A 24,809-nucleotide genomic window follows, 5' to 3' on the forward strand; every position below is an offset into this window, starting at 1 on the left:
GAAGTAGATTTGTCCGAACTCGCGTCTACCGGCTGGACGATCAAGCGCAGCGACGCGATGGTCGAGCTGATATTGTCGCGCGAGGAAATCGTCGCGGCGGAATTCGGCGAGAGCGTGGTCGCCGGCATGGCGTTCGACACCAGCGAACTCGACGCCGAGGCGGATATCCCCGCCGAGATCGTCAAGCGCGCCCGCGTGGTCATCGTCGAGGTTCGTCCGGATCGGCCGGCATCGCTTCGCCGGTTGACGCGGCTGCACGCCGAAAACCGGGCGCTGGCGATCATCGCCGCCGTCCGCGATCCGTCGATCACGGCAATGCAGGCGCTGCTTCGTGCTGGAATAAACGATGTCGTCGCCTTGCCGCTGACGCGACGCGATCTGGAAGCCGCGCTCGAGCGCATCCATGGCGAACTCGAACGCAGCGCGAGCGAGGAAGCCGCCAGGGGCAAGACGATATCGATCATCAAGAGCGTCGGCGGCGTAGGCGCGACTGCATTGCTGAGCCAGGTCGCGGCGCTCTACGCAATGCGTGAGGCCGAGCGTGGACGATCGGTCTGCCTTTTGGACCTCGACCTGCAGGGCGGCAACGCGGCGACGCATCTGGGGGTCAATCCCGGTCTGACGGTCAGCGACCTGCTCGATGCCGGCAAGCGGCTCGACCCGGCCGTCCTGGCCTCGGTCGCGGCTCCCCACCCCTCGGGTCTCCGCCTGTTCGGCGCGCCGAACGAACTGATGCCGACCGATGCCGTCGGCACCGACCAGGTCTGCGACATCGTCCATCTCGCGATGACGCAATATGGCACGGTCTTCCTTGATTTGCCGAGCGACTGGACCAACTGGTCACTCTCGCTGGTCGCGCAATCCGACATCGTCTTTCTGGTCATCGAATTGTCGATCGCCAGCCTGCGCCAGGCGCAACGGCAGCTCTCGTTGCTGACCAAACTCGGAGTCAACCCCGATGCGGTTCAGGTCGTCGTCAACCGCGTCGAAAAGCAGATGTTCAAGCCGATCAACCTACGCGACGCGTCAGAGACTTTGGGCAAGCCGATCGGGCTGAGCGTGACCAGCGATTTCGCGCTGATGAACACGGCGCTCAATCGCGGCACCATGATCCGTGACATCAAGTCGAAGAGCGCGATCGGGCGGGATCTGAGCAAGATACTCGACGCCATCGACATGCTGCTCGAGCGCGGATGATGAGCGTCTGGCAAATCAGGCGGGCGGGCGAGCTCGGGGCGGCCAAACCTTCCGCGAACGTGCCCGCCGATCCGACGAGCGAGGGGGTGGACCGTAACACCGCCCTCAAGGTCGAACTCCACCAGCGTCTGCTCGACCTGATCAACCTATCCGCGCTCGACGGCATGACGCGTGAACAGGTCCAGGGCGAGATCGGCGAAATCGTCTACGAGCAATTGTCGTTGCAGAAGCATGCGCTCAACCTCGGCGAACGGCAGCGGCTGGTCAGCGACATTCTCGATGAACTGCTGGGCCTGGGGCCGATCGAGCCGCTGCTCAAGGACGAGTCGATCACCGACATCCTCGTCAACGGCCACGATTCGGTCTTCGTCGAGCGGCGTGGGCGGCTCGAAGCTTCGCCGGTCCGCTTCAAGGACGAGCGGCATCTGCTGCGCATCATCCAGAAGATCGTCTCCGCGGTGGGCCGCCGGGTCGACGAGGCATCGCCTTATGTCGATGCCCGGCTTGCCGACGGATCCCGCGTCAATGCGATCATTCCGCCGCTTGCCGTGGACGGATCACTCCTCTCGATCCGCAAGTTCGCGCGCACGCCGATCGACATGGCCCGCCTGACCAGCCTCGGCAGCATTCCTGCGTCGGTTGCCGAAGTGCTGAAGGCCGTGGTCGAGGCGCGGCGCAACATCCTGATCTCCGGAGGTACGGGTTCGGGCAAGACGACACTGCTCAACGCGATGTCGGCCTATATCGACGGCGGCGAACGCATCGTGACAATCGAGGATTCGGCCGAACTCCAGCTGCAGCAGGCGCACGTCGCGCGACTCGAAACCCGCCCGCCCAATATCGAGGGAAACGGCGAAGTCACACAGCGCGACCTGCTGAAGAACGCACTGCGCATGCGCCCTGACCGTATCATCATCGGCGAAGTCCGCGCCGGCGAGGCGTTCGACATGCTGCAGGCGATGAACACCGGCCATGACGGGTCGATGACCACGGTCCACGCCAACACGCCGCGCGACGCATTGTCCCGGCTCGAGCAGATGATCGGGATGAGCGGCATCGACATCGCGCCGCGCTCCGCGCGCGCGCAGATCGCCTCCGCGATCAATGTCGTCATCCAGGTCGGCCGTCTTGCCGACGGCAAGCGGCGGTTGCTCAGCCTGTCCGAACTCATCGGCATGGAAGGCGAAGTCGTCACCATGCAGGAGATTTTCCGTTTCCGGCAGACCGGCCGCGATGACGAGGGTGGCGTATTGGGCCGGTTCGAGGCGACCGGAATCAGACCGCATTTCATGCGCGAGCTCGAAGATCGCGGGATCAGCCTGTCGGCCGACATCTTCAACCCCAGCATGGTGCTCGACTGATGTCGATGACTTCGATCCGATTGATCGTCCTCGCGTTGATATTCGCCGCGGTGATCCTCGCGGTCGAGGGAATGGTGACCTGGATCCGCGCCAATCGCGGCGGCGTGCGCGCGATCAACGAACGCCTGCGTCTCATCGCGACGGGGCACGATCGTCCCGAAGTTCTCGCTCGCCTCAGGCGCGACGCCTGGGGCGGCGGCATCTACCTGCCGGGACCGCTCGCAAACACGGGGCGCAAGCTCGACAATCTGCTGCGCGGCGCGTCGTTCGGCATGTCGCCGGCGCGATTGCTGTTCCTCATGGTGCTGGCTGTCGGCTTTCTCTTCATCGCGACCGTCATCTTCGCGCTCGCCGCCGGCCTCACCATCAGTTTCGGCACCCTGTTGATGGCGGCCTGCTTTGCCGGTGCGACGGGGCTGGGCCTGCCGCTGATGTTCATCGCGCGCCGCGCCGATCGCCGCCGCAAGCGGATGGCCGAGCAATTCCCGGTGGCGCTCGACATCTTCGTCCGCGGATTGCGCGCGGGCCATCCGGTCGCCGCCGCGCTCGACTTGCTCACGCAGGAAATGAGCGATCCGATCGGCAGCGAGTTCGGCATCGTGACCGATGAAGTCGCCTATGGCGCGGATCTGCGCGACGCGCTGCACAGCATGGCCAATCGCTGCGATCTGGATGACCTCAGGATGTTCGTCGTCTCGCTGTCGGTGCAAAGCGAAACCGGTGGCAATCTCGCCGAAATCCTCGAAAACCTCTCCCGGGTGATCCGCGACCGTGCGAGCATGGTCCTGATGGTCCGCGCCCTGAGCTCGGAAGGCCGGATGACCGCGACCATCCTGACTGCATTGCCAGTGCTCGCGTTCGTGGCCTTGTTCCTGCTCAATCCGCCATTCTACCTGCAGGTCGCCAACGATCCGGCATTCTCGGTCGGGTTCGGGTGCCTGATCGTGCTCTATGCGGTCGGGTTCGTCATTATCCGCCGCCTCGTGAACCTGAAGGTCTAGGACGATGTGGGAAGCCGCTCTCAATCAATTTCCGCGCTTCGTCATCCTCGGCGGGTTGTTCGCAGTCGTCGTCCTGCTGGTGCTCGGCGTCTCGACCGTCGTCACGGGCCGCGCCGCGATCCGCCGCCGGCTGGCGGAGACCGCAACCGGCGCGCAGGGGCCAGGCGCAGCGGCTTCCTTGCGGGGAACCTCGGGGCCCGACGCCTGGGCGAGCCTCGTCGATGCGATCGAGAAGCGCGGCATCTCGTTGCTCGACACCAACAATGCCGGGCTGGTCGCCAAGCTTGCCGCTGCCGGGTTCACTTCGCCGCAGGCGCCGCGCGTCTTCACGCTCATTCGCGTCGGCTCGACCTTGTGCCTGCCGCTGCTGCTGGTCGCCGCGACGCTGATCAACGGCGCGCCGCCGTCACTGTTCAAGCTCTATTTCTTTGGATCGCTGCTTGCGGTGCTGGGCCTTTACATGCCCAATCTATGGGTGTCGGCGCGCGCCTCGCGCCGTCAGGACCAGATCACCCGTGGTTTTCCGGACGCGCTGGATCTGATGCTCGTCTGCGTCGAGGCCGGGCTTGGCATGGAGGCGGCCTTCGACCGGGTGGGTCGCGAAATGGCGACCACGCATCCGCTGGTCGCCGGCTTGCTGGCAAACACGGTTCTCGAACTCCGCGCCGGACGTGGCCGCGAGGATGCGCTGCGCCGGATGGGCGAACGGGCGGGAGTGGATCAGATCAAATCCTTTGCCACTCTGCTCATCCAGTCGAACAAGCTGGGATCGAGCATCGGCCAAACACTGCGAATCTATGCGACCGAAATGCGAGAACGACGCAAGATGCTCGCGCAGGAAAAGGCGCACCGGCTACCTGTCCTGCTTTCCATTCCATTGGTCGCCTGCATGCTACCGGTGATGATCGGCGTGCTCATGCTGCCCGCCGCGATCCGCGTCATTCGCCAGCTTCTGCCGATGATGTCGGGCTGATCGATGCGTCGGGGAATCATATCGCGCCTGGCGCTGTGCGGCATCCTGCTGGCCGTCAACGGCTGCATGGGTCCCAAAGGCGGACTTGCCTTGCCCGAAGGGACGCGATTCACTGGCAAGTCGGAGGTTTCGCTGGCAGCAGCGCAGCGCTTCGTCGCGAACGGCAACTACGGGCTCGGGATCGAAACCTATCGCCGTTATCTCTCCGCCAATCCGGAGGATGCCAAAGCGGTCGAGGGCCTCGCGATCGCCTATGATCGTCTGCAGCGCTTCGATCTCAGCGACCGCTATTTCCAGCAGGCGCTGGCGCTGGCGCCGCGCGATCCGGAAATCTACACGGCCTACGGTAAATCGCTGCGGTCGCAGGGGAAGAATTTCGACGCCGACCTGCTCGACGTCGACATGCGCGCGATGCTTGCGCAGGATGCGCCAAATGCCGGGATCGCCGCAATCGACGTACATCCGCCAGCGATATCGGCTCCCGTGGTTGCCGCGAGCCAGGCAATCGTCCCGGCAGCGCCGTCCGGCGCGGTAACGCGGAACGTCAGGCTCGAACGGTCGTCGGCGGCCGAAGTCAGGCTTGTCCTGCCTCCCGATACCGTTGCGACTTCCTATGGCGCCGTCCGGCGCGATCCCGTGGCCGCCGCGCCGCCGACTCCGCCCGCCTTGTTGCCGACGCGGATCGTCAACGCCGCCGGGCGGCAGGGAATAGCGCGACGCATTCAGATCTTTCTCGGCAGCCGCGGCTGGTCGCGGGTCGATACGGGCAACAGCGCCGTCCGGCTTGGTGAAAGCAGGATCGTGTTTCCAGTCGGCTCGGGCGATGCGGCGCGCCGCCTTGCACGCGCGCTTCCGTTCCGCACGCGGCTCTATCCTTCCTCGCGTGCCGGTCGGCTTCAGCTGTTCGTCGGCGGTAATGCCGTGAGCTTCGATGCCCGGCTGAAACGAAGATGATCGCCCTTTTGCGCGTGATCCTGCTCGGCGTCTTGGTGATTGCCGCTGCCGCCGAAGCCAGGCCGGCCGACGACATTCCGCTGATCGCGGCGGCGATTCGATCGGGCCGATTGGTGCAGGCCGAACTCATGCTTGCCCGGACGACACCGCCGCAAACCGGCGAAGCGACGACCGAGCTGGAGATATTGCGCGGCCAACTGGCACTTGCCCAGGGCCGCGATCAGGATGCGCGGCAGGGCTTCGGCGCGCTCGCATTGCGCATGCCCGGCGATTGTCGCGTGCTGCTGGGGCTCGGCATGGCCGAGTCCGATCTGGGCGACGCCGATCTTGCGATCGGGCATCTCGAAAGCGCGACTGGAACATGTGCCGCGGACTGGAAGGCCTGGTCCGCGCTCGGCTTCGCCTATGATGCCAAAGCGCGCTGGCGCGACAGCGATGCCGCTTACGCCCGCGCGATGGCGAGCGGAGGCGACCAGCCCGCATTACTCAACAATGTCGCCGCGTCGCTGATCAGGCAACGCCGCTTCGCCGAAGCAGAGCCCCTCCTGGCGCGCGCGCGTGCCAGGGCTCCCCATGACGTGCTCATCGCGAACAATCTCGATATCGCCGCCGGCTCGCTCGGCCGGATGCCGGTGCGCCGCTCGGGAGACAGCATGTCGCGCTGGGCCGAACGGCTCAACAATGCCGGGTACGCCGCCATGCTCGCCGGACGCGGCGACGATGCGCGCAAATGGCTGACGATGGCCGTCGCCGCCAGTCCCGTCTTTCAGGCCATTGCGGCTGCCAACCTCGCGCGACTGGACGCCCGGTGATGTCGGCCGGCAGCTTCGTGACGACCGCGCTCTGCCTGTTGCTGATGCTCGCGGCGGCGGTGGACATCTGGAAACTGAGGATACCCAACCTGTTCCCGATCGCGATCATCCTGTTGTTTCCGCTGTGGATCTATGATGTCGGCTGGACTCCCACCCTCTGGCAAAACGCAGTCATCCTGCTCGTGACCTTTTTCGGCGGCGCGCTGCTCTTTTCGCGGGGCTGGCTCGGCGGCGGTGACGTCAAGTTGCTCGCGGCGATCGCCTTGTGGTTCGATTTCAGGGGAGCTGCCGCGCTGTTCCTGTTCGTGGCGATCGGCGGGGCGCTGCTGAGCATCCTGTTCATCCTCCTGCGCCGGATCGTCCCCGCCCGCCTGACCAGCGAGGGCAATATTCCCAGCCTGAAGGCGCGAGGACCCATCCCCTATGGCGTGGCGATCGCCGGCGGCGCGCTGCTCGCCATCCTGAACGGCCAGATCAGCCCGCAGCCCGTACCCTGGTACCAGCAGCCGTCACGGATCGGCGCGACGACGGGTCAGAGCGATTCCGCGGCGAGCATCATGATCAGCTGGGCGCGCGACTGGATGCCCAGGATCGCATAGATCCGATGGAGGTGAAGCTTGACCGTTCCCTCGGTCAGGCCACAGCGATGGGCGATCTCGCGGTTGCGCAGCCCCTCGCCGACCAGCCGCACGATCTCCTCCTGCCGCCGCGTGAGATTATATTTCGGCAAGACCGGCAAGGTGTGTGCAGACAGGCTGCGCCGGAGCGCGCTCTCGAGGATCGTCGGGTCGATCCAGGTATCGCCGCGCTTCACTGCCTCGATGCAGGTCAGCAGATTTTCCGGATCGCTGTGCTTCAGGACGATCCCGTTCACGCCGAGCTGGACCGCCTCCATCGTCTCCACCGGCTTCAGGCCGACCGTCAGGAAGATGACCGGCAGACGGTTCCCGCCGGCGCGCATCGTCCGCAGCACATGCAGCCCGCCGCCTTCGGACATGCAGACGTCGATGATCAGCATGTCGATCGTACCCTGTTCGACGATCCGCAAAGCCGCGCTGGGCGTTCGGGCCGTCGATTCGACGTAATGATCGTTGGTCTCGAGGAACTGGTTCAGCCCCTCGAGAAAGATCGGATGGTCGTCAACGATCAGCAGTCGGGACATCGACCATTGCCTCCAGTGGAATTCGCATGGACAGCAGAACGCCGCGCTCCATGGGGTCGGCGTAAGCGCGACCGTTGAGCGCGTTCAATCGCCGGGCCAGCGATCGTGATTTCACTCCCTCGACACTCGACCCGCCAGTCTCCGATGCCAGAACCGTGGCGCCGTCACTCTTCAGCGTGATGAATAAGGCGTCGTCGCGCAGCGCGGCCACGACGTTCACGCTCGACGATTCGGCGTGCTGGACGGCATTGGACACCGCCTCGCGGACGAGAAACTCGACTTCGACCGCGACATCCGGAGACACCCAGAGCGAGGCCGGATCCGTGGTGAGCGTGCAGCTGATCGCCCATTGCCGCGACAGCAATTCCGCGCGCTGCGCCAGATGGCTGGCAAGGTCGATCTTTTCGCCGATCGGCAAATTGGCGTCGGTGACGAGCTCGCGCAGGCACGCCTGTTCGGCGGCGATGATCGATTGCAGCGATTCGAGCCGCCTGGTCCTCGCCGCGACGGGCAGATCCTTGTCCTTGATGAGCGACGCCACTTGCATGCGGAGCCCGCCAAGCGTTTGCAGCACGCTGTCGTGCATGTCGCGGCTCAGGTCGAGCCGGGCGTTGGCGAATGCCCGTTCGCGCCACGCCTCGAACATCAGATAGCGATCGAGCGTCGCACTCACCGCGCGCGAGGCAGCGACGACCTGGCTGAGCCTCAATTCCGAAATTCGGGGAAAATCCAGCAGATAGATATATCCGGTGAACGCTCCGGTCCGGATCGGCAAAGCGGCGACGATCCCGCTCGCCGCGGCCTCCGGGGCCGGCAAGAACCCCGCCGGGATCATACGCACGGTCGGCCCCAGCCGGAGTTTCGCATCGACCAGCGCGCTTCCGCTGTCCGGATCCCGGATGAACCCCTCGCCGCTTCTGTCGGGCGCGAGCATCCGCTCGAGCAAAGCGGGGTCGAGCTCGACGTTCGACAACTCGCCGTCGCTGAACCGGTAGCATTCCGGTATCCGATCCACCGCGCGCCGCCAGCAGATCAGCATCTCCGACACGCCGAACCGTTCGGACAGTTTCGTTGCCATGCCCGCGATGGGGAGCGTCCGCGCCTGAATGCTCGTGCCGAGCAATTCCTCGTTCCAGCGGTCACCCACCGCGGCGCCCGCCTGGCTGGCCCTGAACGCCAGGATGGCAGCGCCCACCAGGGTCACCAAGGTGAATTGCAGGCGCAAGGCCTCGTCGCTCGCCGCACCGACTCCCGGCAGGGCATCCGCGAGACGATTGTGAAAGAGGATGACGGCGGCAAACAGCAGATAGTCGAGCGCGACCAAGACGACCGGCGACCGGCTGAGCGAAACGCCCAGAGCGAAGATCACGAAGGGCAGATAGAGTCCGATCGCCTGCGGATAAGCGAGCAGCATCAGCAGGCAGATCAGCTGGTCGGCGCTCCACGCAATCGGGCGCAGACGCACATCGAGCTTCCAGGAAATGAACCGCCCGAACAGCGTGCCGGCCGCGATGAGCATATAGCCGGCAAGCGCGATCTGCTCCGGATTCGACCAGATGGCGTTCCCGGCGCCGAACCGGAACGGGAAATCCAGCGACACGATCGCCAGCAACAGCCGCGTCGCCCCCGCGACATCGCGCGCTGCGGCGGTCCCCAGGTCCCGCGTCCACAATCGGACGGTCGCGGCCCTCAGTCCGCTCAACCAGCCGAACCCCCGAGGCGCGCCAATTTCCACACAAAGGGTGTCGCATGGCCGGCGGAGGGGCACAAACCAGTAGTTTCCACAGGCCGACCATGCTGCTGCGACAAGGGTTCGGCACCACGCTCGATCGGGGCCTCTCGAGCCGCACGCGAAGATTATCAGCGGCTTAACCATGCCGGACGACCGCATCTTCACACGTCGGTGCGATACGTATTCCGTAATTTGAAGGAATGCGGACATGAAGAAGGTTGCTTTTGTCATTGCTGCGGCGATGACCTGCGTTGCCACGGGTGCGCAGGCCGTCGATCCGCATGTTGGTGTCGGTTCGGCTCAGTATTCGATCGGCATCAGCGGTTTCGTACCCGTGATCTGCCGCGCGACGGTCGACGCGACGGCCGTGCCGACCCAGCCGGGTCAGGTGTCGCTGGGTTCGCTCAACGAGTTCTGCAACAATCCCAACGGCTATGAAGTCTATGCCGATTATTCGCCGAACCTGGCGAAGGCGAGCCTGCTGGTCGACGGCAAGAAAGTGCCGCTGGGCAACGCAGGTTCGACCCGGGTCAGCAAGTCCAATCGTGCCGGCATCGTGGCGCGTTCGGTGAGTCTCGATCTCCCGACCGATGTCCAGTCGGGCTCCATTTCGTTCCGCGTCGTCGCACTATAACGCCGGACAATTCTGCTGCGACGGTACGGTCGACAGCAGCGGCGTCACGGTGACGGTGAGGATGTCGTTGTAGACCGAGGCGGGCGTCTTGCCCTGCCCGCCCTCGAGCAACGTCGCGCGGATCGGCAGGATGCCCGATGCCGCATCGGTTCCGGCACGCACGCAAGTCACCGTCGAAAAGGTGGGGCTTGCGGTCGAGCGCGTCTGCCCGAGGAACTGCGCCTGGTAATTGAGCGTCTGCAGGGGATTGCCGAGCGATCCGCCGGCGAAGGTCAGCTTGTAATTGTTCTGCGACGACATCTCGACCGAATAGGGACCCGAGCTGGCGACGCGGATATAGTTGGTGTTCGGAGTCGTATAGGTGGCCGGAGCCGACGTGACCTGGGCGGTCGTCACATTGCCGACTTCGCCGAAATCGAGCACCGAACCGACATAGCTCGCCTGCAGCCCGCTGAGCACGGTCACATTGACCACCAGCGCGTTCGACACGGTGCCGGTATCGGTGAACGGACCGCCGCCGCCCGTCCCGTTGCAGCTGTAGACGATGTCGAACGGCAGCGTCGTCCCTGCGTTCAGGTTGAGATTGGCCGGCAGCTGGATCTGCAGGTTGAGCGTGAAGACGTCCGACGCGGCGTTGTTGCCCGAGAACGCCCAGCGAAACACGCCCGTGGCCGGGCTGCCGCTGTTGATGTTGAGGATCGGCGGCGTCTGGTTGGTGCCGAAGAAGATGTTGCCACCCGTCGGACCGCCCATGCCGGACCCGGTCGCGCTCGTTGGGATCAGCACCGTCCCGTTCTGCGCGGCGGTTGTGCCCTTCACGTAGAATTCGATGTTCGCGGTCTTCTCGCCGCCAGCTCCGTTGACGCGCGACAGCTGGACGCCGGCGAGGTTGATCGTCGTGTTGTTGCCGCTGAACGGATCATAAGTGAGGTTGGCGGTGCCGCCGCTGACCGTGACCAGGCCGCATCGCCCGGCCGCCCATGCGCCGCTCGGCAGCGAGGCAGCGGCGACCGCTGCCACCAATATTGCGCGTCGAAACAGAGACCTGGCCATCATTACTGCCCTTTAATCGCTTTGATCGTGTCGATGCGGATCAGTCCGTCGGCACCGTCGGGAATGTTGATTTCGAAGACCGATTTCTTGTCGTCGAGCATCTCGATCCGCCACTTGCCCGGCGCGAGGCCGCCGATGCCGAACCGGCCTTCGCGGTTGGTGAAGACGGTGGTCGGCGGCCGCTCGGGATGCGCAAGCTCGGTCGCGGAGCCCGTGACCAACGATACCGGCTCGCCGTCGATGTCGAGCAACCTGCCGATCGCCGTGACCGAATAGGCCGAGCCCACGACGAGCTTGTAGCCGCTGCGGTAGGGCGGCAGCAGGCGGAATGACCCCGTGCCCAGATCGAGGCCCGGCTTCGCGTTGGGCGCGTTCACCGAGATCGAGCGTTCGGCGTACGAGCTCAGGCTGGGCTCGGTTGCGGCACGCAGCATGCCCGTATTCGCGGTATATCCGAACGGAGACGGCGACACGACGATGTTGGTGTCCCGGATCTTCTTGTACGGCTGGACGATCGCGAAACTGTCGTAGATCGGCCGGCCGATCGACACCGCGCCATCGGCAACCGCAATCGAAGTGCCGAAGCGGAACGAGGTGCGCTGGCTGGTCACGGCGCCGAAGGTGTTTTCGAACGTGCCGAAATGGCCAATCCCCAGTTCGGCGCGGTTGGTGTAGTAATTGCCGTTGAAATTGACCCCCGAACCATTGTCGCTGCGTTCGACATCGGCGGTGAAATTGTACGATCCGACGCCCGAACCATAGAGCGTCTGATACGACGCCCGGGTGCGGTTCGCGCGCGAGTCATAATCGACACGCCCGGTCGAATAGCGGCCAAATCGCACGACCAGCGACAACAGCCCGCCGAAGCGCGATCCGCTATTGTCCCTGTCCCAACGTGCATCGGCGGTCAGCGTCGCAGTCGACGAGATGCGATAGCCGGTGGTCAGGCGATAGCTCTGGAGATCGCGCTGAAGCCCGCGGCCTTTCGAGAAACGCCCGTCGACGCCGGCATAAAGCCGCTCGTCGAACGCATGCGAATAGCCGCCGCCGAGTTCGTAGCTGAACGCGTTGGTGGGCAGGAAGACGCCCACCGGCGAGAAGTTCCGGCTGCGCGATTCGACGAACAGGTTGAGCGAGTCCGCCTGGCCGCCCGAACGCTGGATCAGCCGCTGGAATGTCGCGGAGATCGCCCGTCCGGTGCCGAGGCCCTTGACCGTCGACAGCGAGACATTGCCGGCAAAGGTGCCGACCGGCGTCGCCACCACGGCTTCGACACCACCCATTTGCGAGTGCTCGTCGGCCTGGGCGTTCACGCCCAGTGTGAGGAAATCGCTGATGCCGCGGCGGTAGAAACCGGTGAAGGCCAGATTGTCGGTATAATGCGGCCCATGCGGCCCGAGCGGATTGAGCACACCGGCATAAAGGCCGAACTCGCTCAATCCCTTTGCCAGTTGCGACTGGTCGAGGAACAGGTTGAACCGCAACAGGTCGGTACGGCCGGTATCGTCGAGCACCGACAGCCGGATGTCGTTCGCGCCCTGCGTGAACGGGAAGTCGCGCAGGTCGTAGGTGCCCGGCGCGAGCTGGAGGCGGCGAACGATCTGGCCGTTGACCTGGACCTCGACGGTCGAGGGCCGGCTGAGCTGGAAGCTGCGGTCGCCGCGCGGGCGGATCAGCTGCTGCGGCTGGAGGACGCTGTACGAGCGGAAGATCGACAGGCCCGCGATGTCCGGGGCCGACTGGAAGCCGCGCGACACCGTCTGGAGGTCGCCCGCGGTCCAGCGCACCAGATTCTTCTCGTCGTCATAGACGAACCGCGAGCCGAGCCGCTGGAAGTCCACGCCATTGGCGCCCGGCTGCCAGATCCCCTCGCCCTCGGCGACCACGCCGCCGATCCGCATCGCACCATCGAGCGAAAAGATCGGAGAAGCGAAGCCCTTGTCGCCGCCCGCGTGGATATAGTCCTCGGAGCCGCGGATGTTGAGGTAGGCGCTCCACGCGGCGGGTGGCGCGAAATTGCCCACCCGCGTCCGGTCGAGCGGGCTGACCTGAAGCGATCGCGACGCCCGGCGCTCGGCTGCGATCTCGAGGTTGAGCTCCAGCGTCTGCGGATTGTAGCGGATCACGACTCCCGCACCCGCGAAATCGGCGGGGGTCAGCACGGCCTTGGTCGACAGGCTCGATTGCAGCGCAGTGAAGGCGGTCTGGTTCAGGACGTTCGAGAGAAGGTCGAGCAGACGCTGCGCCGGCAATTCCAGCTTGCTGTCGGCAGTCACCGTCAGCGGAATGTCGCCGAGATAGACACCCCCATCCTTGACCGGCACGGTCAGGACGATGTCCCGGCCGGTCGGGTTGAGATTGGTCTGTGGCGCGTTGGCCGGGGATATCGGAGCGTCCAGCGTGACGCGCCGTTCCTGCGCCTGTGGAACCACACCCTGTTGATCCGAAGCGCGCGCCGGCGTGCAGAACGCTGCGATGCTCGTCCCCGCAAGCATCAGGATCCACAGGCGGTGCGGGCGATGCTGGCCCTGCTCAGCTCTCTGGTGTGAAGCTGACATCTACGCTGCCCCCATCCACCGGCAACTCGATCGGCAGCGCCATGCGCCGCGTCTGGTTCGCACCGACGAGGCCGAAGCCGATCGTCTGTTGCGTTTCGGGCCCGGACAAGGTTCGCCGGAACACTTCCTTGCCGGCCGTATCTTTTTCGATGATCCGCAGGCGGCCGTTGGACAGATATCCGTAGGCCGTCGAGGCGTTGGTCAGCGTCACCACCGGGATCGGCTTGCCCTGTTCGTTGCGTCCGACCTCGGCGCTCTGCACCTTGATTGCCGGCTTCACGCCGTTGGGCGCGATGCTCACCAGCACCTGGAAATTGTAGAGGATCTGGATCGCCGACTGGCCGGCAGGCAGTTTCACGGGCAACTGCGCGACCGTGACGTAATAATGCTTGCTGGTCTTCAGATCGGGATCGCCGACATATTGCACGCGGAACGACTGGGTCTGGCCGGGCTGGATCATCGCCTGCGGCGGGAAGATCAGCAGATCGCCGGGATCCTTGCCGGTTTCCTTGATCCCGTTCTGGTCGAAATCGAGCGCCTGGACGCGCAATTCCACCGGCAGCGGCGTCGCGAAAGTGTTTTCGACGGTGATGAGCTGCGCCATCCCGCTACCCGACAAGGTCAGGTTGAGGATGACCGGCTGCACCGTCATCGCGACGGCGAGCTGTTGCGGAAAGATGAGCAGCCCCGTCAGCGCCGCCCCCGCCAGCAATGATCGAATACGCTTCACTTTGCCCCCTCCAATATACGCTAGTTTGCTGCTTGAAACTGCACCGTCACTGTATCGGCATACCGACCGGCAACGAGCGCCCCGCCCCCCGGCGGAACGACGATGTTCAGGTCCATATCGCCGGCGCCGCCATTGGCGCTGTTGATCACCAGCGTGCTGCTGGTGGTGGTCAATACGCTGCTCGTCTGCCCCGCCCAGGTCGCGTTGATCTGGAAGCCGAGCAGTTCGCCGAAGCCGGTCGGCGACTGTCGGTTGCGGGCATTGCCGCCATCGCGCAGCAGCCCGCCGTTAGCGCTGGTGATGGTCAGCCGGTGCGGCGCGTTGCAGATCACCGGCAGCGCAAGGTCGATCGCCGCCGCGCGCGGTTGCGCCGTCTGGGGATCGCCGAGCTGAACGATGCGGATCTCGCCGCTGGCTGCGCCGGTTGACGCGAAGGCTGCGTTCTGCGCGCTCGACACGACCGGCGCGTTGAGCACGCAGGCGGCAGGCGCCTGCCCGGCAATCTCGAGCCGGCCCTGGCCGATCGCGACTTCCTGTGCCTGTGCGCCGGTGCCGATCGCCAGGGCTGCCACGAAAAGGGATGGACGAAGCATCAGCGCGGCTCCACGAAAAGCCGGATGGTGTCCGAATAGTCACCAGCCAGGATGGGAGCGTTGTCGCGAACATTCGACGCTCCGGGTGCGATTGCCAGGCGCAGGTCGATTTGGCCGGCCGTCGCCTGATCGATGTTGAAGCGCTGGTCGGTCACGCGGCGCGCCTGCGCGTCCGCGTTGAGCAAGCCGTTGACGTCGCCCCATGTCACCGTCGCCCGATACGGCACCGCATAGGCGAAGCCGGGCGCGGGTGCCTGGGTGCGCTGCAAGGTCGGCCACAGGCCGTTGTTCTGCGATTCGAGGCGGAGGCGGTGCGGATAGTTGCACACCGCGTCGAAGCGAACATCGACCGAAGCCGCGCTGACCGCGAGAGTCGCCGGATCCACCATCCGATCGATCTGCAGCGTATTGCCGGAAAGACCGCGGAAATTGATCTGGTTGCCCGATTGCAGCCTGGGCTCGCCCACCGCGCAGACGGGAGGGGTGTTGCCGGTGACCGGCAATGTCTTGGCCGCCTCGGTCGTTTGCGCAGATGTTGGGGGTGCACAGGGAAGACCGCAGGCGACCAAGACCAATCCGAGGAGCGGCAAGCGGCTCATCTCAGGAGGCCACCGCAAGAGTGACGGTCACGTTGCCCTGATAGTTGGTGTCCGCGACGAGGCGCTGCGTTGCGCCGCCTACCGTCGCGAAACCGCCGATCGACACCGTGATGTCCCCCGAAAATGCCGTGAGTCGCGACTGCACCGCCGCGGGGTTCGTCGCCGCGCCCGTCGCGAAGCTCGCCGCGGTCGTCGTCCAGCCGGCTGCGGTCGCGGTATAGTTGACCGCGCGCGAGAAGCCCGTGGGCGGCGTGCTGGTGAAGGTCTGCGCCGCGAGCGGCGTCGCGTTGACCGTGATCGTGCTGCGCGAGCTGCAGAACGATCCCGCCAATATCTTGGGCGGCGCCGACAGATCGGTGCGCAGCAAGCCGGTATTGATGTCGATGAGCACGCCGAGATCGAAGGTCGAGCCGGTGCCCGACACGATCCCCCCGACGCACATTGACGGCACGTTGCCCGTGACGGTGAAGTTCTTGGTGTCGGTCGCGCTCTGCGCCGATGCCGTGCCTGCCCAGGACAAAGCGGCGAGCGCCGTCAGTCCGAGCAGTCGATGATGCATGCTCATCACAAGCCTCCGCCTGAAGTAGGTGCCGGGCCGAGCGTCACGATGACGAGGCCGCTATAGGAACCGGCGGTCAGCAATGCGTCCGACGGTGCGGTGAAATTGGACAGGTTGACGGTCAGATCGGCGATCCTCGGCGCCCCCTGCGTGGCCCCGACGCTCGAGGCGCTTGGCGTTCCGCCGCCCGCGGTGGCGCCCGTGGTCGCGGTCGCCGCGCCCGACGCCCAGTTGGTGACCGCCGCCGTGTAGTTCACCGCGCGGGCGAACCCCGCCGGCGCGGGCGTCGCGTCGGTGTTGACCAGAGCGGTCGCAGTCACCGTGATCGCGGAACCGGCGAAGTTGCAGAAGGAGCCGGCGAGCATGACGGTGCGCGGCGCGATCACGGCGATCCTGCCGACGCGCGTGCCCGACGTCGTCGCCAGCTGGCCGAGATCGACCGGTGCCGGCGTCGGCGTGCCCAGCATGCACAGCTGGGCGACGTTGCCCCCGACCGCGACGTCACCCGTCGCGGTATTCGTCGCCGCCTGGCCATGCGCGATGCCCGGAAGGGCGATCGCGGCGAGCAGTGGAAGGATCAAGCGCTTCACGGTCCTGGTTTCCTCAATCCGAGAGCGGCAGGCTGACGTTGGGAGTCAGCGTGACCAGGACCTGGCCCGAATAGCTGCCCGCAACGAGGATGCCGCCGGTCGGCGACGAAGAGCCCGCCAGGGTCACCACGACATTGCCGGTGAACAGGCCGACCGGAACGGCCGTGCCGGCACCAGCCGTCATGGAGGTGTCGGAGGCCGTCGCGCTGTTGGCGAGCGCGCTCGCCGAATAATTGACCACGCTGTCGAAGCCCGTGGGGGCCGCACCGACAAAGGTCGTGTCGACCAGCGGCTGCGCCTCGACGCTCATCGATGCGGCGGTGCCGTTGCACCAGCCGACCAATGTGCGGGTCTGGCCGTCGAGCTTGCTGGTATCCAGCTTGCCCGCGGTCGATCCCGATCCCTGCAGCGCCAGTTCGCCGGCATTGATGACGGCGGATGGCGTCGTGAACTGGCAGCGGTCGGCGACCGAACCGTTCACCGTGACAGTGCCCGTCGCCGACGCCGACTGCGCGGCGGCGGGCAAGGCGGCAGTCGCGGCGACTACCACGGCGACTGCAAGGATCGAGTTCTTCATGTCATTATGCTCCGATGAAGCCGATCACGCGCCCGGCGCGATGACGATCGAGATGTTGCCGGTGTACGAGCCCGCGACGAGCAGGTCGGTCGGATTGGCCGTGCCGAAGGTGTCGGCCGTGACGGTCACGTTCGCGCCGCCGGTGTTGGCCAGCGGGCCACCGGCCGGCGTCGCCGCGGTCGGCGCGTTGCGGCTGTCGTTGCTCACCGTGGTCGAACCGCTCGGCGAGAGCGCGACGGCGACATTGGCGTTATAGTCGATCCGGGCCGCGTAGCCGGTCGAAGCGGCGCCCGCAGTGGTCAGCTGGGTCGAGTCGACCGCGATGGTCGGATTCGACGTGTTGCAGACGACGCGGAAGGCGAGCGTGGCAGGGCCCGACGCGTTGAAGCGCGTGGCGAGGTCGGTCGCCATCGTGCCGTCCGCCTGGGCCAGTTCGCCGAGCGCCACCGTGCTGGTGAAGGTGCTGCCCGAACCGGGTATGACGGCGCACTTGTTCGCGACGCTGCCGGTGATGTTGACGGTGCCCGTCACCGTCTGGGCCGAAGCCGGCACGGCGATGGTGAGCATGGTGCCGGCGCCGAGCGCCGCGATCAGAAGCTTGTTCATTGTACTGCCTTTTCCCCATTCAGATTGAATCCGACGGTGAGCCCGGTCGACGACCTGCCCCCCTCCCCTTTGACATTCGACCGGCTGCCCGATGGCCGGGAGAGCCGCTTTGTGCACGGCGCCGTCATGACGCCGCACTCACCGTCACCGTTAAGGTGTCGGAATAGATGCCCCCGATCAGCGCGCTCGAGCCGTTGTAGGCGGGCGCGCTGACGCGGAGATACGTGCCGGGCTGATTGACCGACGTGGAATTGAGCAGAAGGCCTTGCGACATGCTCACCGGCCCGCGGAACGCGCATGGCGCCGCCGCGGCGGCCGCCAATGTCGCTACGGTGCAGGTTCCGGTCGCCGTGCTCGACGAGCCGACCAGGTTGAGCGACACGTCATAGGGCGCCAGCGCGGCATAGCCCGGCGTGACCGATCCGCCGGTCAGCAGCCCGCCGTTGGTCGAGACCACCGCAACGCGCGAGGGGCCGGTGCAATCGAGCTGAAAGCTGAAATCGTGGCTGAAACCGGTGACGTCGAAGTCGGGCTGATTGTAGCTGCCCGACGGCGCCGATCCCGTCGCGAACCCGCAATGCCCGCCGACCGACGCGGTCACCTGCACCGGCAGCTGGCGGTTGCCACCCACGACACCGGGCTGGCCGGCGGCATACACCGTCTGCGCGGCGGCGGCATGCGGCAGCATGGCGACACCGATCGCGAACAGACATATGCCTATTGAACACCGGCCAATCACAGTTCCCGCCCCTCCCAAGGCAAATGAACGATTGGCTAATGATCGATTCATCCTGCTGAAACGCAAGAAGATTTTTTAAACCTTTAATTAACCATTCGAACGGCCTAAAGAATAATAGTTATAGCCGTCCGATATATATGTATAACTTTGGTTATAACGAGTCAGAAAACCGGGGTTATTACTTGTGTAAGAACGAGACAAACATTTTACTACGTAGTATTAAGGTTTAACTAAACGGGAAATCTCGCCGGTTCTTACATGTTGCAGCCAAGAATTCGTCAGATCGACTGCCACAGTTCGGAACGGCTGGGGTCGGGAGGTGCGGGACCGACAAGATGAAAAGGGTTAAGATGCCGAACAGAAAAATGGCGCCAGCTTAGGATAAAATTACGATTCCTGGCATTTCTGTGTCACGGTCGCCGGGCTCGAGCCAGGCCGGCCAAACGACTCGGAGATCTCCACCCCGAGTCGCCCGAAACGGTGGAACAAGCCGGCGGCACCCAGCCAAACGGCGCGCCGGTCAGCCCAGCATCATCAGGCTCGCATTGCCCCCGGCGGCAGTGGTGTTGATCGAGACCGAAACCTCCTCGACCAGCAGGTCGAGACGATAGGCACCGGGCTCGCGCAAGGCCCCGGTCGAAGCGGCCTGAACGGTGACGATGGCGCCTTCCCGCTCCGCCAGCCCGGTCAGCAGCGCCGTGACTTCGGCACCGTCCCCCTCGGCAAGCGCGGCCGAAACCGCGCCCGCATCGCCGCGGATCCGCGCGCGCACGCTTGTCGGTAGGTCCGCCGGCAGCGCGGCAGCACCATCGACCACGACATGGTTGCCGGTGGCCAGGCTCGCGGCCAGCTGGTGGAACAATCCTTCGCGGCTCCTCGGCGCGAGCAGGATCGTGCCGCGCGGGTGCAGCGCATAGAGGTTGCGCTCGCCGACAGGTCCCGGAAGCTCGATTTCGCGCCCGAGCGGCGATGCCGCGCCGATCCCCCGCGCGAGCGCCGCTGAGCGCTGCTCGCCTTTGGCGTCGAGCCAATCGGCAAGATCGGCCAGGGCAGGATCGAGCATAGCATCCGCTTGCGGCGTCGGCGGCGGGAGGTCACGGGTCAGCCGCGGCAGATACAGCGGCCCGCCGGCCTTGGGGCCGGTGCCCGAAAGCCCGCGCCCGCCAAACGGCTGGACTCCCACGATCGCGCCGATGACGTTGCGGTTGATGTAGAGATTGCCCGCCGCGATCCGCGACGTCACTTCGGCGATCGTCTCGTCGAGCCGGGTATGCAGCCCGAAAGTGAGTCCATAGCCGGTGGCATTGATCGCATCGATCAGTGCGTCGAGATCTTCCCGGGCATAGCGGATCACATGGAGCACCGGGCCGAACACCTCGCGCTCCAGATCGGCGATGCCGGCGAGCTCGATGATCGTCGGAGCGACGAAGGTGCCGTGCGCGGTCTCGGGCGGCAGCGCCTGCTGCTCCACGCGGTGCCCGCGTGCGCGCATCGCCTCGATATGCTTCTCGATACCGGCCTTGGCCTCGGCGGTGATCACCGGACCGATATCGATCGCCAGCCGTTCGGTATTGCCGATGCGCAGCTCGGCGAGCGCCCCCTTGAGCATCGTCAGCGTTCGATCGGCGATTTCCTCCTGTAGGCACAGGATGCGCAACGCCGAGCAACGCTGCCCCGCGCTGTCGAAGGCCGAAGCGACGACATCGGCCACCACCTGCTCGGCGAGCGCCGATGAATCGACGATCATCGCATTCTGCCCGCCCGTCTCGGCGATCAATGGGATGGGCTTGCCGTCGGCCGACAGTCGTTCGGCGAGTTGCTTCTGGATCAGCCGGGCGACTTCGGTCGAACCGGTGAACATCACGCCCGCCGTTTCGGGAGCCCCGACCAACGCCGCACCGATCGCGCCATCGCCGGGCAGGAGCTGGAGCGCGTCAGCGGGTATTCCCGCCGCGTGCAGCAGCCGCACCGCTTCGGCGGCGATCAGCGGCGTCTCCTCGGCCGGCTTGGCGAGCACCGGATTGCCCGCGACCAGCGCCGCGGCGACCTGTCCGGTGAAGATCGCCAGCGGGAAGTTCCACGGGCTGATGCAGACCACCGGCCCCAGCGGCCGGGCGCCGGCGCCGAGCGCGCGCGCCTGCACGGCATAATAGCGCAGGAAATCCACTGCCTCGCGCACTTCGGCGACCGCATTCGCCGCCGATTTGCCGGCCTCGCGGATCGCCAGCCCCATCAGCAGCGGCATCCGCGCCTCCATCGCGTTGGCCGCACGCTCGAGCATCGCCGCGCGCTCGCCGACCGGCACCGAAGACCAGGCAGATGCCGCGGCCCGTGTCGCCGCCGCACGCGCCGCATCGGCGTCGGCTTCGATTACCCTGCCCACGATGTCGCGATGATCGGCCGGGTTGCGCACCGGGCGCTCGATCCCCTCCCCGGTTTCGGGAGCGGCGCGCCATTGCGTCGCAGCGCTCGCCTGCAGCTCGCGCGTCAGCGCCGCGAGCGCACTCTCGTTCGACAAGTCGATCCCGGTCGAATTGCGGCGGTCGGGATAGAGATCGCCGGGCAGTGCGATCGCTTCGTGCTTCGCCCCCGGCCGGACTGCATTGCGCACCGCGACGACCGGATCGGCGACAAGTTCGTCGATCGACACCGCCGGATCGGCGACGCGATTGACGAACGACGAATTGGCGCCGTTCTCGAGCAGGCGGCGGACCAGATAGGCCAGCAATTTCTCGTGCGTGCCCACCGGCGCATAGATGCGGCACGGACGTCCGAGCCCTTCGGCGCCCACCACCTGGCGATAGAGCGGCTCGCCCATTCCGTGAAGGCACTGGAATTCATAATCTCCCACCGCGAACCCGGGTCCCGCCATCTGGTAGATCGTCGCCAGCGTCAGCGCGTTGTGCGTCGCGAATTGCGGGAAGATCACGTCCTTCGCCGCGAGCAGTTTCCGCGCGCAGGCGATATAGGCCACGTCGGTGTGGAGCTTCTTGGTATAGACCGGGAAGTCGGCAAGCCCGTCGACCTGCGCGCGTTTGATCTCGGCGTCCCAGTAAGCGCCCTTGACCAGCCGCACCATTATCCGGCGGCCGGCGCGTCGGGCAAGGTCGGTGATCCAGTCGATCACGAACGGGCAACGCTTGCCATAGGCCTGCACCACGAAGCCGAGCCCGTTCCAGCCGGCGAGCGCCGGATCGAGCGCCAGTGATTCGAGCAGATCGAGCGAGAGTTCGAGCCGGTCGGCTTCCTCGGCATCGATATTGAACCCGATGTCATAGGACTTCGCCAGCGCCGCCAGCGCCTGCACGCGCGGCAGCAGCTCTCCCATCACTCGATCGGCCTGCGCGCGCGAGTAGCGCGGATGAAGCGCCGAGAGCTTGATCGAGATGCCGGGTCCTTCATAGATCCCGCGCCCGCCCGCCGCCTTGCCGATCGCATGGATGGCGCGGGCGTAGTCGTCGAAATAGTTCGCCGCATCGGCAGCGGTCGCCGCCGCCTCTCCGAGCATGTCGTAGCTGTAGCCGAAGCCCCGCGCCTCTTCCTTGCGCGCGCGCTTGAGCGCCTCCTCGATCGTCTCGCCGGTGATGAATTGCTCGCCCATCATCCGCATCGCCAGATCGACGCCGCGGCGGATGACCGGTTCGCCGGCACGCGCGATCAGCCGGGTGAGCGCGGCGCCCAACCCCTTGTCGTCGGCGCTGTCGACCAGCTTGCCGGTGACCACCAGACCCCAGGTCGCCGCATTGACGAACAGCGAGCGGCTGCCGCCGAGATGCGCGCGCCAGTCGCCATCGGCGATTTTGTCGCGGATCAGCGCGTCGCGCGTGGCGTCGTCGGGGATGCGCAGCAGCGCCTCGGCGAGGCACATCAACGCGACGCCCTCCTCGCTCGACAGCGTATATTCCTGCACCAGCGCCTCGACGCCGCTTTTGGTGCCTTCCCTGCGCAGCGCCGCGATCAACGCGCGCGCGGTGCTCTCGGCATCGGCGCGCACCGGTTCGGGCAGCGTCGCCACCTCGAGCAGCGGAGCGATGCACTCCGGCTCCGCGCGGCGATACGCCTGGGTGATCGCCACACGTAGCGGCGTCTGGGGAAGGCTCGGCGGCGCGAAGGCGGCAAAGACTGGGCGGTTCGGCATGCTGCGGATATAATATGCACCACGAAGACGATCTGTCTTAGTTTGCCTCTTTCTGATATCCTTGTGGCGAGCATTCCCGCCTTCAAAAGACGATTTGCATGAAAAATACCACCAAGCCGGTCGATCTGGACGATTATGACCGCAAGATCCTCGATATCCTGCGCGAGGAGGGGCGCATCACCGTCACCGAGTTGGCCCAGCGGATCGGCCTGTCGAAGACTCCCTGCCAGCAGCGGCTCAAGCGGCTGATCGACACCCGCGTGATTACCGGCTTCGCCGCGCTGATCGATCCCGCCAAGCTGGCGCTCGATCATGTCGCCTTCGCCGAAGTCAAGCTGTCCGATACGCGCGAAAAGGCGCTGGAGGAATTCAACGCGGCGGTCCGGCGCATTCCCGAGGTCGAGGAATGCCACATGATCGCGAGCAGCTTCGATTATCTGCTCAAGGTCCGCACCGCCGACATCCGCAAATATCGCATCGTGCTCGGCGAGCGCATATCCAGCCTGCCGCACGTCGCGAGCACTTCGACCTACATCTCGATGGAAACCATCCGCGACGCGGTCCGCGGCTAGGTGAAGAAAAATTCGCATCGCGCGAACACGCCCCGCCGCCATCCCCTATAATGGTAAACAATACGCTAATGCGAAGGTGGTCCGGTGATTAACGCGACTATTTTACGATCGGTGGGTCTCGGCCAGGGCCGGGATACTGTTTCCCGGGACAGCGAGCTCGTCCATTTCGAGCTGTGTCCGATGTGCGGCCAGGCGGTCGACCGACGCGATATCTACGCGGTCATGCACCACCTGCCGGTGGGTCACGAACCGTTGCCCGTCCACTAAGCCATGGCCGCGCCTAGCGGCCACCCCGCTGGCGGCACTGGTCCTTCACGGTCCGGGAGCAGGGCGGATAGTCGCGCGCTGCGGCCGGTGCGGGGACAGCGGTCGCGGGTGCGGGTGCCGCGGGTGCCGCGGCCGCCGGAGCCGCGGGCTCCGGATCGGACGCCAGGCTGGTCGTGCCCGAACCGGTGGTTCCCGTCTTGGGATCGGCCGGGGGCGTGTTCGGGTCGGGCGTGGTCGTCGCCGGCGACGGCGTTTCCGGAGCCGTCGTCGTCGCGGGCGGAGTCTGCTGCGGCATATCCTGGGCGACGGCGACGCCACCGGTTGCGGCGAGGATGGCCGCCAATGCGATGCGCTTCATCGGGCTTCTCCTGACACGGTTTCCGAACGCGGCGCGCGCGTCCGGATCGTCAACGCAGCAGGGCGCCTAATGCTCCCCATCCCTCCCGGTCAGGGCAGGAGATACGGCAGGGTCTTGACGGCGCGGCCGCCGAGGCGCTCATCGCCCTCTGCCCGCACCAGGAATCATCATGCCGGAAACCCGCGACAAGACTCCTTATCCCCCGGTCGGCCTGTTGCTGCGCGAATGGCGCGCCGCGCGGCGCATGAGCCAGCTCGACATGGCGCTCGAATGCGGCATGTCCGCCCGCCATCTCGGCTTCGTCGAGACGGGCAAGGCGCAGCCGTCGCGCGACGCGATCGGCCGCTTCGCCGATGCGCTTTCGCTGCCCTTGCGCGAGCGCAACGTATTGCTGCTCGCCGCCGGCTACGCGCCGCAATATGCCGAGCGCGAACTGGCGACGCCCGCGCTGGAGCGGATGCGTGACGCGGTCGACCTGATCCTGCGCCATCAGAATCCCTATCCGGCCTTCGTCCTGAACCGCCATTTCGACGTGCTGGGCGGGAATGACGGCGCAATGAACATCAACCGCTTCGTGATGCAGGGGCGGGAGAGCCGTCACGCCAATCTGCTGCGCCAGATCTTCGATCCCGAGGATTTCCGCCCGGTGATCCTCAACTGGCCCGCGGTCGCCTCGGGCTTCCTGCGGCGGCTGCACGATCATCTCGCGATCACGCCCGGCGATGACTACGGACACGCGCTGCTGAACGAACTGCTCGGCTATCCCGACGTGCCGCAGGAATGGCGTTTCCGCGGGATCGGCAGCGAGATCGAACCGGTGCTCACGCTCGATTTCCGCAGTCCGGCGGGGCCGCTGCGCTTCTTCGAGACGATCACGACCTTCGCCGCCCCGTTCGACGTGACGCTGGACGAGCTCCAGATCGACTGCGCCTTTCCGGCCGACGAACGGACCGCCTCGGTCTGCATCCGGCTCGCGGCCGGCGAGATGCTCTAGCCGCTTCCGCAGCCGCAATGCGCCAACGACCTTCCAGGTAATTTCGCGAA

The 24,809-nt window shown here is 65.8% G+C and carries 24 protein-coding genes; 10 read left to right on the plus strand and 14 right to left on the minus strand.

Annotated features, from left to right (window positions below; translation table 11 throughout):
* Nucleotides 1–9 precede the first annotated feature (9 nt).
* The 7 genes from BR78_RS0107975 to BR78_RS0108005 are packed head-to-tail and all read left to right on the plus strand — an operon-like array spanning nt 10 to nt 6,897.
* The gene (locus BR78_RS0107975) at nt 10–1,197 is read left to right on the plus strand and encodes an AAA family ATPase (RefSeq protein WP_049811443.1); all 1,188 of its coding nucleotides are present in this window, start codon (nt 10–12) and stop codon (nt 1,195–1,197) included.
* A complete protein-coding gene (locus BR78_RS0107980) occupies nt 1,197–2,558 on the plus strand; it encodes a CpaF family protein (RefSeq protein WP_025559969.1) in 1,362 nt (453 codons plus the stop codon). The genes BR78_RS0107975 and BR78_RS0107980 overlap by 1 nt, the downstream gene beginning before the upstream one ends.
* A complete protein-coding gene (locus tag BR78_RS0107985; protein WP_025559970.1) occupies nt 2,558–3,559 on the plus strand; it encodes a type II secretion system F family protein in 1,002 nt (333 codons plus the stop codon). The genes BR78_RS0107980 and BR78_RS0107985 overlap by 1 nt, the downstream gene beginning before the upstream one ends.
* 4 nt (nt 3,560–3,563) lie before the next feature.
* Nucleotides 3,564–4,532, plus strand: coding sequence for a type II secretion system F family protein (locus BR78_RS0107990; protein ID WP_025559971.1), 969 nt, complete (start codon nt 3,564–3,566; stop codon nt 4,530–4,532).
* Nucleotides 4,533–4,535: 3 nt separating this feature from the next.
* Nucleotides 4,536–5,486, plus strand: coding sequence for a LytR C-terminal domain-containing protein (locus tag BR78_RS20895; protein ID WP_025559972.1), 951 nt, complete (start codon nt 4,536–4,538; stop codon nt 5,484–5,486).
* On the plus strand, nt 5,483–6,298 hold the full coding sequence (locus tag BR78_RS21655) for a hypothetical protein (RefSeq protein ID WP_025559973.1): 816 nt from the start codon (nt 5,483–5,485) through the stop codon (nt 6,296–6,298). The genes BR78_RS20895 and BR78_RS21655 overlap by 4 nt, the downstream gene beginning before the upstream one ends.
* The gene (locus BR78_RS0108005) at nt 6,298–6,897 is read left to right on the plus strand and encodes an A24 family peptidase (protein ID WP_025559974.1); all 600 of its coding nucleotides are present in this window, start codon (nt 6,298–6,300) and stop codon (nt 6,895–6,897) included. Before BR78_RS21655 ends, BR78_RS0108005 begins: the two co-directional genes overlap by 1 nt.
* Here the strand turns inward: BR78_RS0108005 and BR78_RS0108010 are convergent.
* Both BR78_RS0108010 and BR78_RS0108015 read right to left on the minus strand, forming a co-directional pair.
* Nucleotides 6,831–7,460, minus strand: coding sequence for a response regulator (locus tag BR78_RS0108010; RefSeq protein ID WP_029725027.1), 630 nt, complete (start codon nt 7,458–7,460; stop codon nt 6,831–6,833). The two genes, BR78_RS0108005 and BR78_RS0108010, sit on opposite strands and share 67 nt — an antisense overlap.
* Nucleotides 7,438–9,450 carry a sensor histidine kinase gene (locus BR78_RS0108015; RefSeq protein WP_156022270.1) on the minus strand — a complete coding sequence of 671 codons (2,013 nt, stop codon included), beginning with the start codon at nt 9,448–9,450 and terminating at the stop codon, nt 7,438–7,440. Before BR78_RS0108015 ends, BR78_RS0108010 begins: the two co-directional genes overlap by 23 nt.
* On the opposite strand from BR78_RS0108015, the gene BR78_RS0108020 reads away from it, so the two are divergent.
* Entirely contained in the window at nt 9,401–9,826 is a 426-nt protein-coding gene (locus tag BR78_RS0108020) for a hypothetical protein (protein ID WP_025559977.1), read from the plus strand. The genes BR78_RS0108015 and BR78_RS0108020 overlap by 50 nt on opposite strands.
* On the opposite strand, the gene BR78_RS0108025 is transcribed toward BR78_RS0108020, so the two are convergent.
* The 11 genes from BR78_RS0108025 to putA form a co-directional block, all read right to left on the minus strand.
* The gene (locus BR78_RS0108025) at nt 9,821–10,879 is read right to left on the minus strand and encodes a hypothetical protein (RefSeq protein ID WP_197021330.1); all 1,059 of its coding nucleotides are present in this window, start codon (nt 10,877–10,879) and stop codon (nt 9,821–9,823) included. The two genes, BR78_RS0108020 and BR78_RS0108025, sit on opposite strands and share 6 nt — an antisense overlap.
* 2 nt (nt 10,880–10,881) lie before the next feature.
* Nucleotides 10,882–13,437, minus strand: coding sequence for a fimbrial biogenesis outer membrane usher protein (locus BR78_RS0108030; protein ID WP_197021331.1), 2,556 nt, complete (start codon nt 13,435–13,437; stop codon nt 10,882–10,884).
* On the minus strand, nt 13,412–14,167 hold the full coding sequence (locus BR78_RS0108035) for a fimbrial biogenesis chaperone (RefSeq protein WP_049811444.1): 756 nt from the start codon (nt 14,165–14,167) through the stop codon (nt 13,412–13,414). The genes BR78_RS0108030 and BR78_RS0108035 overlap by 26 nt, the downstream gene beginning before the upstream one ends.
* 20 nt (nt 14,168–14,187) lie before the next feature.
* Nucleotides 14,188–14,760, minus strand: a complete 573-nt coding sequence (locus BR78_RS0108040) for a spore coat protein U domain-containing protein (protein ID WP_025559981.1) — start codon at nt 14,758–14,760, stop codon at nt 14,188–14,190.
* Nucleotides 14,760–15,263, minus strand: a complete 504-nt coding sequence (locus BR78_RS0108045; protein ID WP_025559982.1) for a hypothetical protein — start codon at nt 15,261–15,263, stop codon at nt 14,760–14,762. Before BR78_RS0108045 ends, BR78_RS0108040 begins: the two co-directional genes overlap by 1 nt.
* 97 nt (nt 15,264–15,360) lie before the next feature.
* The gene (locus BR78_RS0108050; protein ID WP_025559983.1) at nt 15,361–15,924 is read right to left on the minus strand and encodes a hypothetical protein; all 564 of its coding nucleotides are present in this window, start codon (nt 15,922–15,924) and stop codon (nt 15,361–15,363) included.
* Nucleotides 15,924–16,508: a hypothetical protein gene (locus BR78_RS0108055; protein ID WP_025559984.1), complete on the minus strand. Its 585-nt coding sequence runs from the start codon at nt 16,506–16,508 to the stop codon at nt 15,924–15,926. The genes BR78_RS0108050 and BR78_RS0108055 overlap by 1 nt, the downstream gene beginning before the upstream one ends.
* Before the next feature lie 13 nt (nt 16,509–16,521).
* On the minus strand, nt 16,522–17,085 hold the full coding sequence (locus BR78_RS0108060; RefSeq protein ID WP_025559985.1) for a hypothetical protein: 564 nt from the start codon (nt 17,083–17,085) through the stop codon (nt 16,522–16,524).
* A gap of 24 nt (nt 17,086–17,109) precedes the next feature.
* Nucleotides 17,110–17,691 (minus strand): hypothetical protein, encoded by a 582-nt coding sequence (locus BR78_RS20445; protein WP_025559986.1) that lies wholly within the window; start codon nt 17,689–17,691, stop codon nt 17,110–17,112.
* A gap of 124 nt (nt 17,692–17,815) precedes the next feature.
* Entirely contained in the window at nt 17,816–18,379 is a 564-nt protein-coding gene (locus tag BR78_RS0108070; protein WP_025559987.1) for a hypothetical protein, read from the minus strand.
* Nucleotides 18,380–18,950: 571 nt separating this feature from the next.
* Nucleotides 18,951–22,568 carry a trifunctional transcriptional regulator/proline dehydrogenase/L-glutamate gamma-semialdehyde dehydrogenase gene (gene putA, locus BR78_RS0108075; RefSeq protein ID WP_025559988.1) on the minus strand — a complete coding sequence of 1,206 codons (3,618 nt, stop codon included), beginning with the start codon at nt 22,566–22,568 and terminating at the stop codon, nt 18,951–18,953.
* Between the two features lie 98 nt (nt 22,569–22,666).
* On the opposite strand from putA, the gene BR78_RS0108080 reads away from it, so the two are divergent.
* A complete protein-coding gene (locus tag BR78_RS0108080; protein ID WP_025559989.1) occupies nt 22,667–23,140 on the plus strand; it encodes an Lrp/AsnC family transcriptional regulator in 474 nt (157 codons plus the stop codon).
* A 280-nt stretch (nt 23,141–23,420) separates the two neighbouring features.
* On the opposite strand, the gene BR78_RS22310 is transcribed toward BR78_RS0108080, so the two are convergent.
* Complete coding sequence (locus tag BR78_RS22310) at nt 23,421–23,765, minus strand: hypothetical protein (RefSeq protein WP_029725033.1); 345 nt, start codon at nt 23,763–23,765, stop codon at nt 23,421–23,423.
* A gap of 169 nt (nt 23,766–23,934) precedes the next feature.
* Between BR78_RS22310 and BR78_RS0108095 the strand changes: the two genes are divergently transcribed.
* Nucleotides 23,935–24,759, plus strand: coding sequence for a helix-turn-helix domain-containing protein (locus BR78_RS0108095; protein WP_025559993.1), 825 nt, complete (start codon nt 23,935–23,937; stop codon nt 24,757–24,759).
* Nucleotides 24,760–24,809 lie beyond the last annotated feature (50 nt).

It is taken from the genome of Sphingomonas sp. UNC305MFCol5.2 (assembly GCF_000712135.1).
Classification (GTDB): domain Bacteria; phylum Pseudomonadota; class Alphaproteobacteria; order Sphingomonadales; family Sphingomonadaceae; genus Sphingomonas.

Coding starts and splice junctions, on each gene's coding strand:
- BR78_RS0108005 (WP_025559974.1), top strand. CDS start 6,298: ATGTCGGCCGGCAGCTTCGTGACGACCGCGCTCTGCCTGTTGCTGATG.
- BR78_RS0108070 (WP_025559987.1), bottom strand. CDS start 18,379: ATGCTGCCGCATGCCGCCGCCGCGCAGACGGTGTATGCCGCCGGCCAG.
- BR78_RS0107985 (WP_025559970.1), top strand. CDS start 2,558: ATGTCGATGACTTCGATCCGATTGATCGTCCTCGCGTTGATATTCGCC.
- BR78_RS0108025 (WP_197021330.1), bottom strand. CDS start 10,879: ATGGCCAGGTCTCTGTTTCGACGCGCAATATTGGTGGCAGCGGTCGCC.
- BR78_RS0108010 (WP_029725027.1), bottom strand. CDS start 7,460: ATGTCCCGACTGCTGATCGTTGACGACCATCCGATCTTTCTCGAGGGG.
- BR78_RS20895 (WP_025559972.1), top strand. CDS start 4,536: ATGCGTCGGGGAATCATATCGCGCCTGGCGCTGTGCGGCATCCTGCTG.
- BR78_RS20445 (WP_025559986.1), bottom strand. CDS start 17,691: ATGAACAAGCTTCTGATCGCGGCGCTCGGCGCCGGCACCATGCTCACC.
- BR78_RS0108050 (WP_025559983.1), bottom strand. CDS start 15,924: ATGAGCATGCATCATCGACTGCTCGGACTGACGGCGCTCGCCGCTTTG.
- BR78_RS0107980 (WP_025559969.1), top strand. CDS start 1,197: ATGAGCGTCTGGCAAATCAGGCGGGCGGGCGAGCTCGGGGCGGCCAAA.
- BR78_RS0108040 (WP_025559981.1), bottom strand. CDS start 14,760: ATGCTTCGTCCATCCCTTTTCGTGGCAGCCCTGGCGATCGGCACCGGC.
- BR78_RS21655 (WP_025559973.1), top strand. CDS start 5,483: ATGATCGCCCTTTTGCGCGTGATCCTGCTCGGCGTCTTGGTGATTGCC.
- BR78_RS0108060 (WP_025559985.1), bottom strand. CDS start 17,085: ATGAAGAACTCGATCCTTGCAGTCGCCGTGGTAGTCGCCGCGACTGCC.
- BR78_RS0108020 (WP_025559977.1), top strand. CDS start 9,401: ATGAAGAAGGTTGCTTTTGTCATTGCTGCGGCGATGACCTGCGTTGCC.
- BR78_RS0108030 (WP_197021331.1), bottom strand. CDS start 13,437: ATGTCAGCTTCACACCAGAGAGCTGAGCAGGGCCAGCATCGCCCGCAC.
- BR78_RS0108080 (WP_025559989.1), top strand. CDS start 22,667: ATGAAAAATACCACCAAGCCGGTCGATCTGGACGATTATGACCGCAAG.
- BR78_RS22310 (WP_029725033.1), bottom strand. CDS start 23,765: ATGAAGCGCATCGCATTGGCGGCCATCCTCGCCGCAACCGGTGGCGTC.
- putA (WP_025559988.1), bottom strand. CDS start 22,568: ATGCCGAACCGCCCAGTCTTTGCCGCCTTCGCGCCGCCGAGCCTTCCC.
- BR78_RS0108095 (WP_025559993.1), top strand. CDS start 23,935: ATGCCGGAAACCCGCGACAAGACTCCTTATCCCCCGGTCGGCCTGTTG.
- BR78_RS0107990 (WP_025559971.1), top strand. CDS start 3,564: ATGTGGGAAGCCGCTCTCAATCAATTTCCGCGCTTCGTCATCCTCGGC.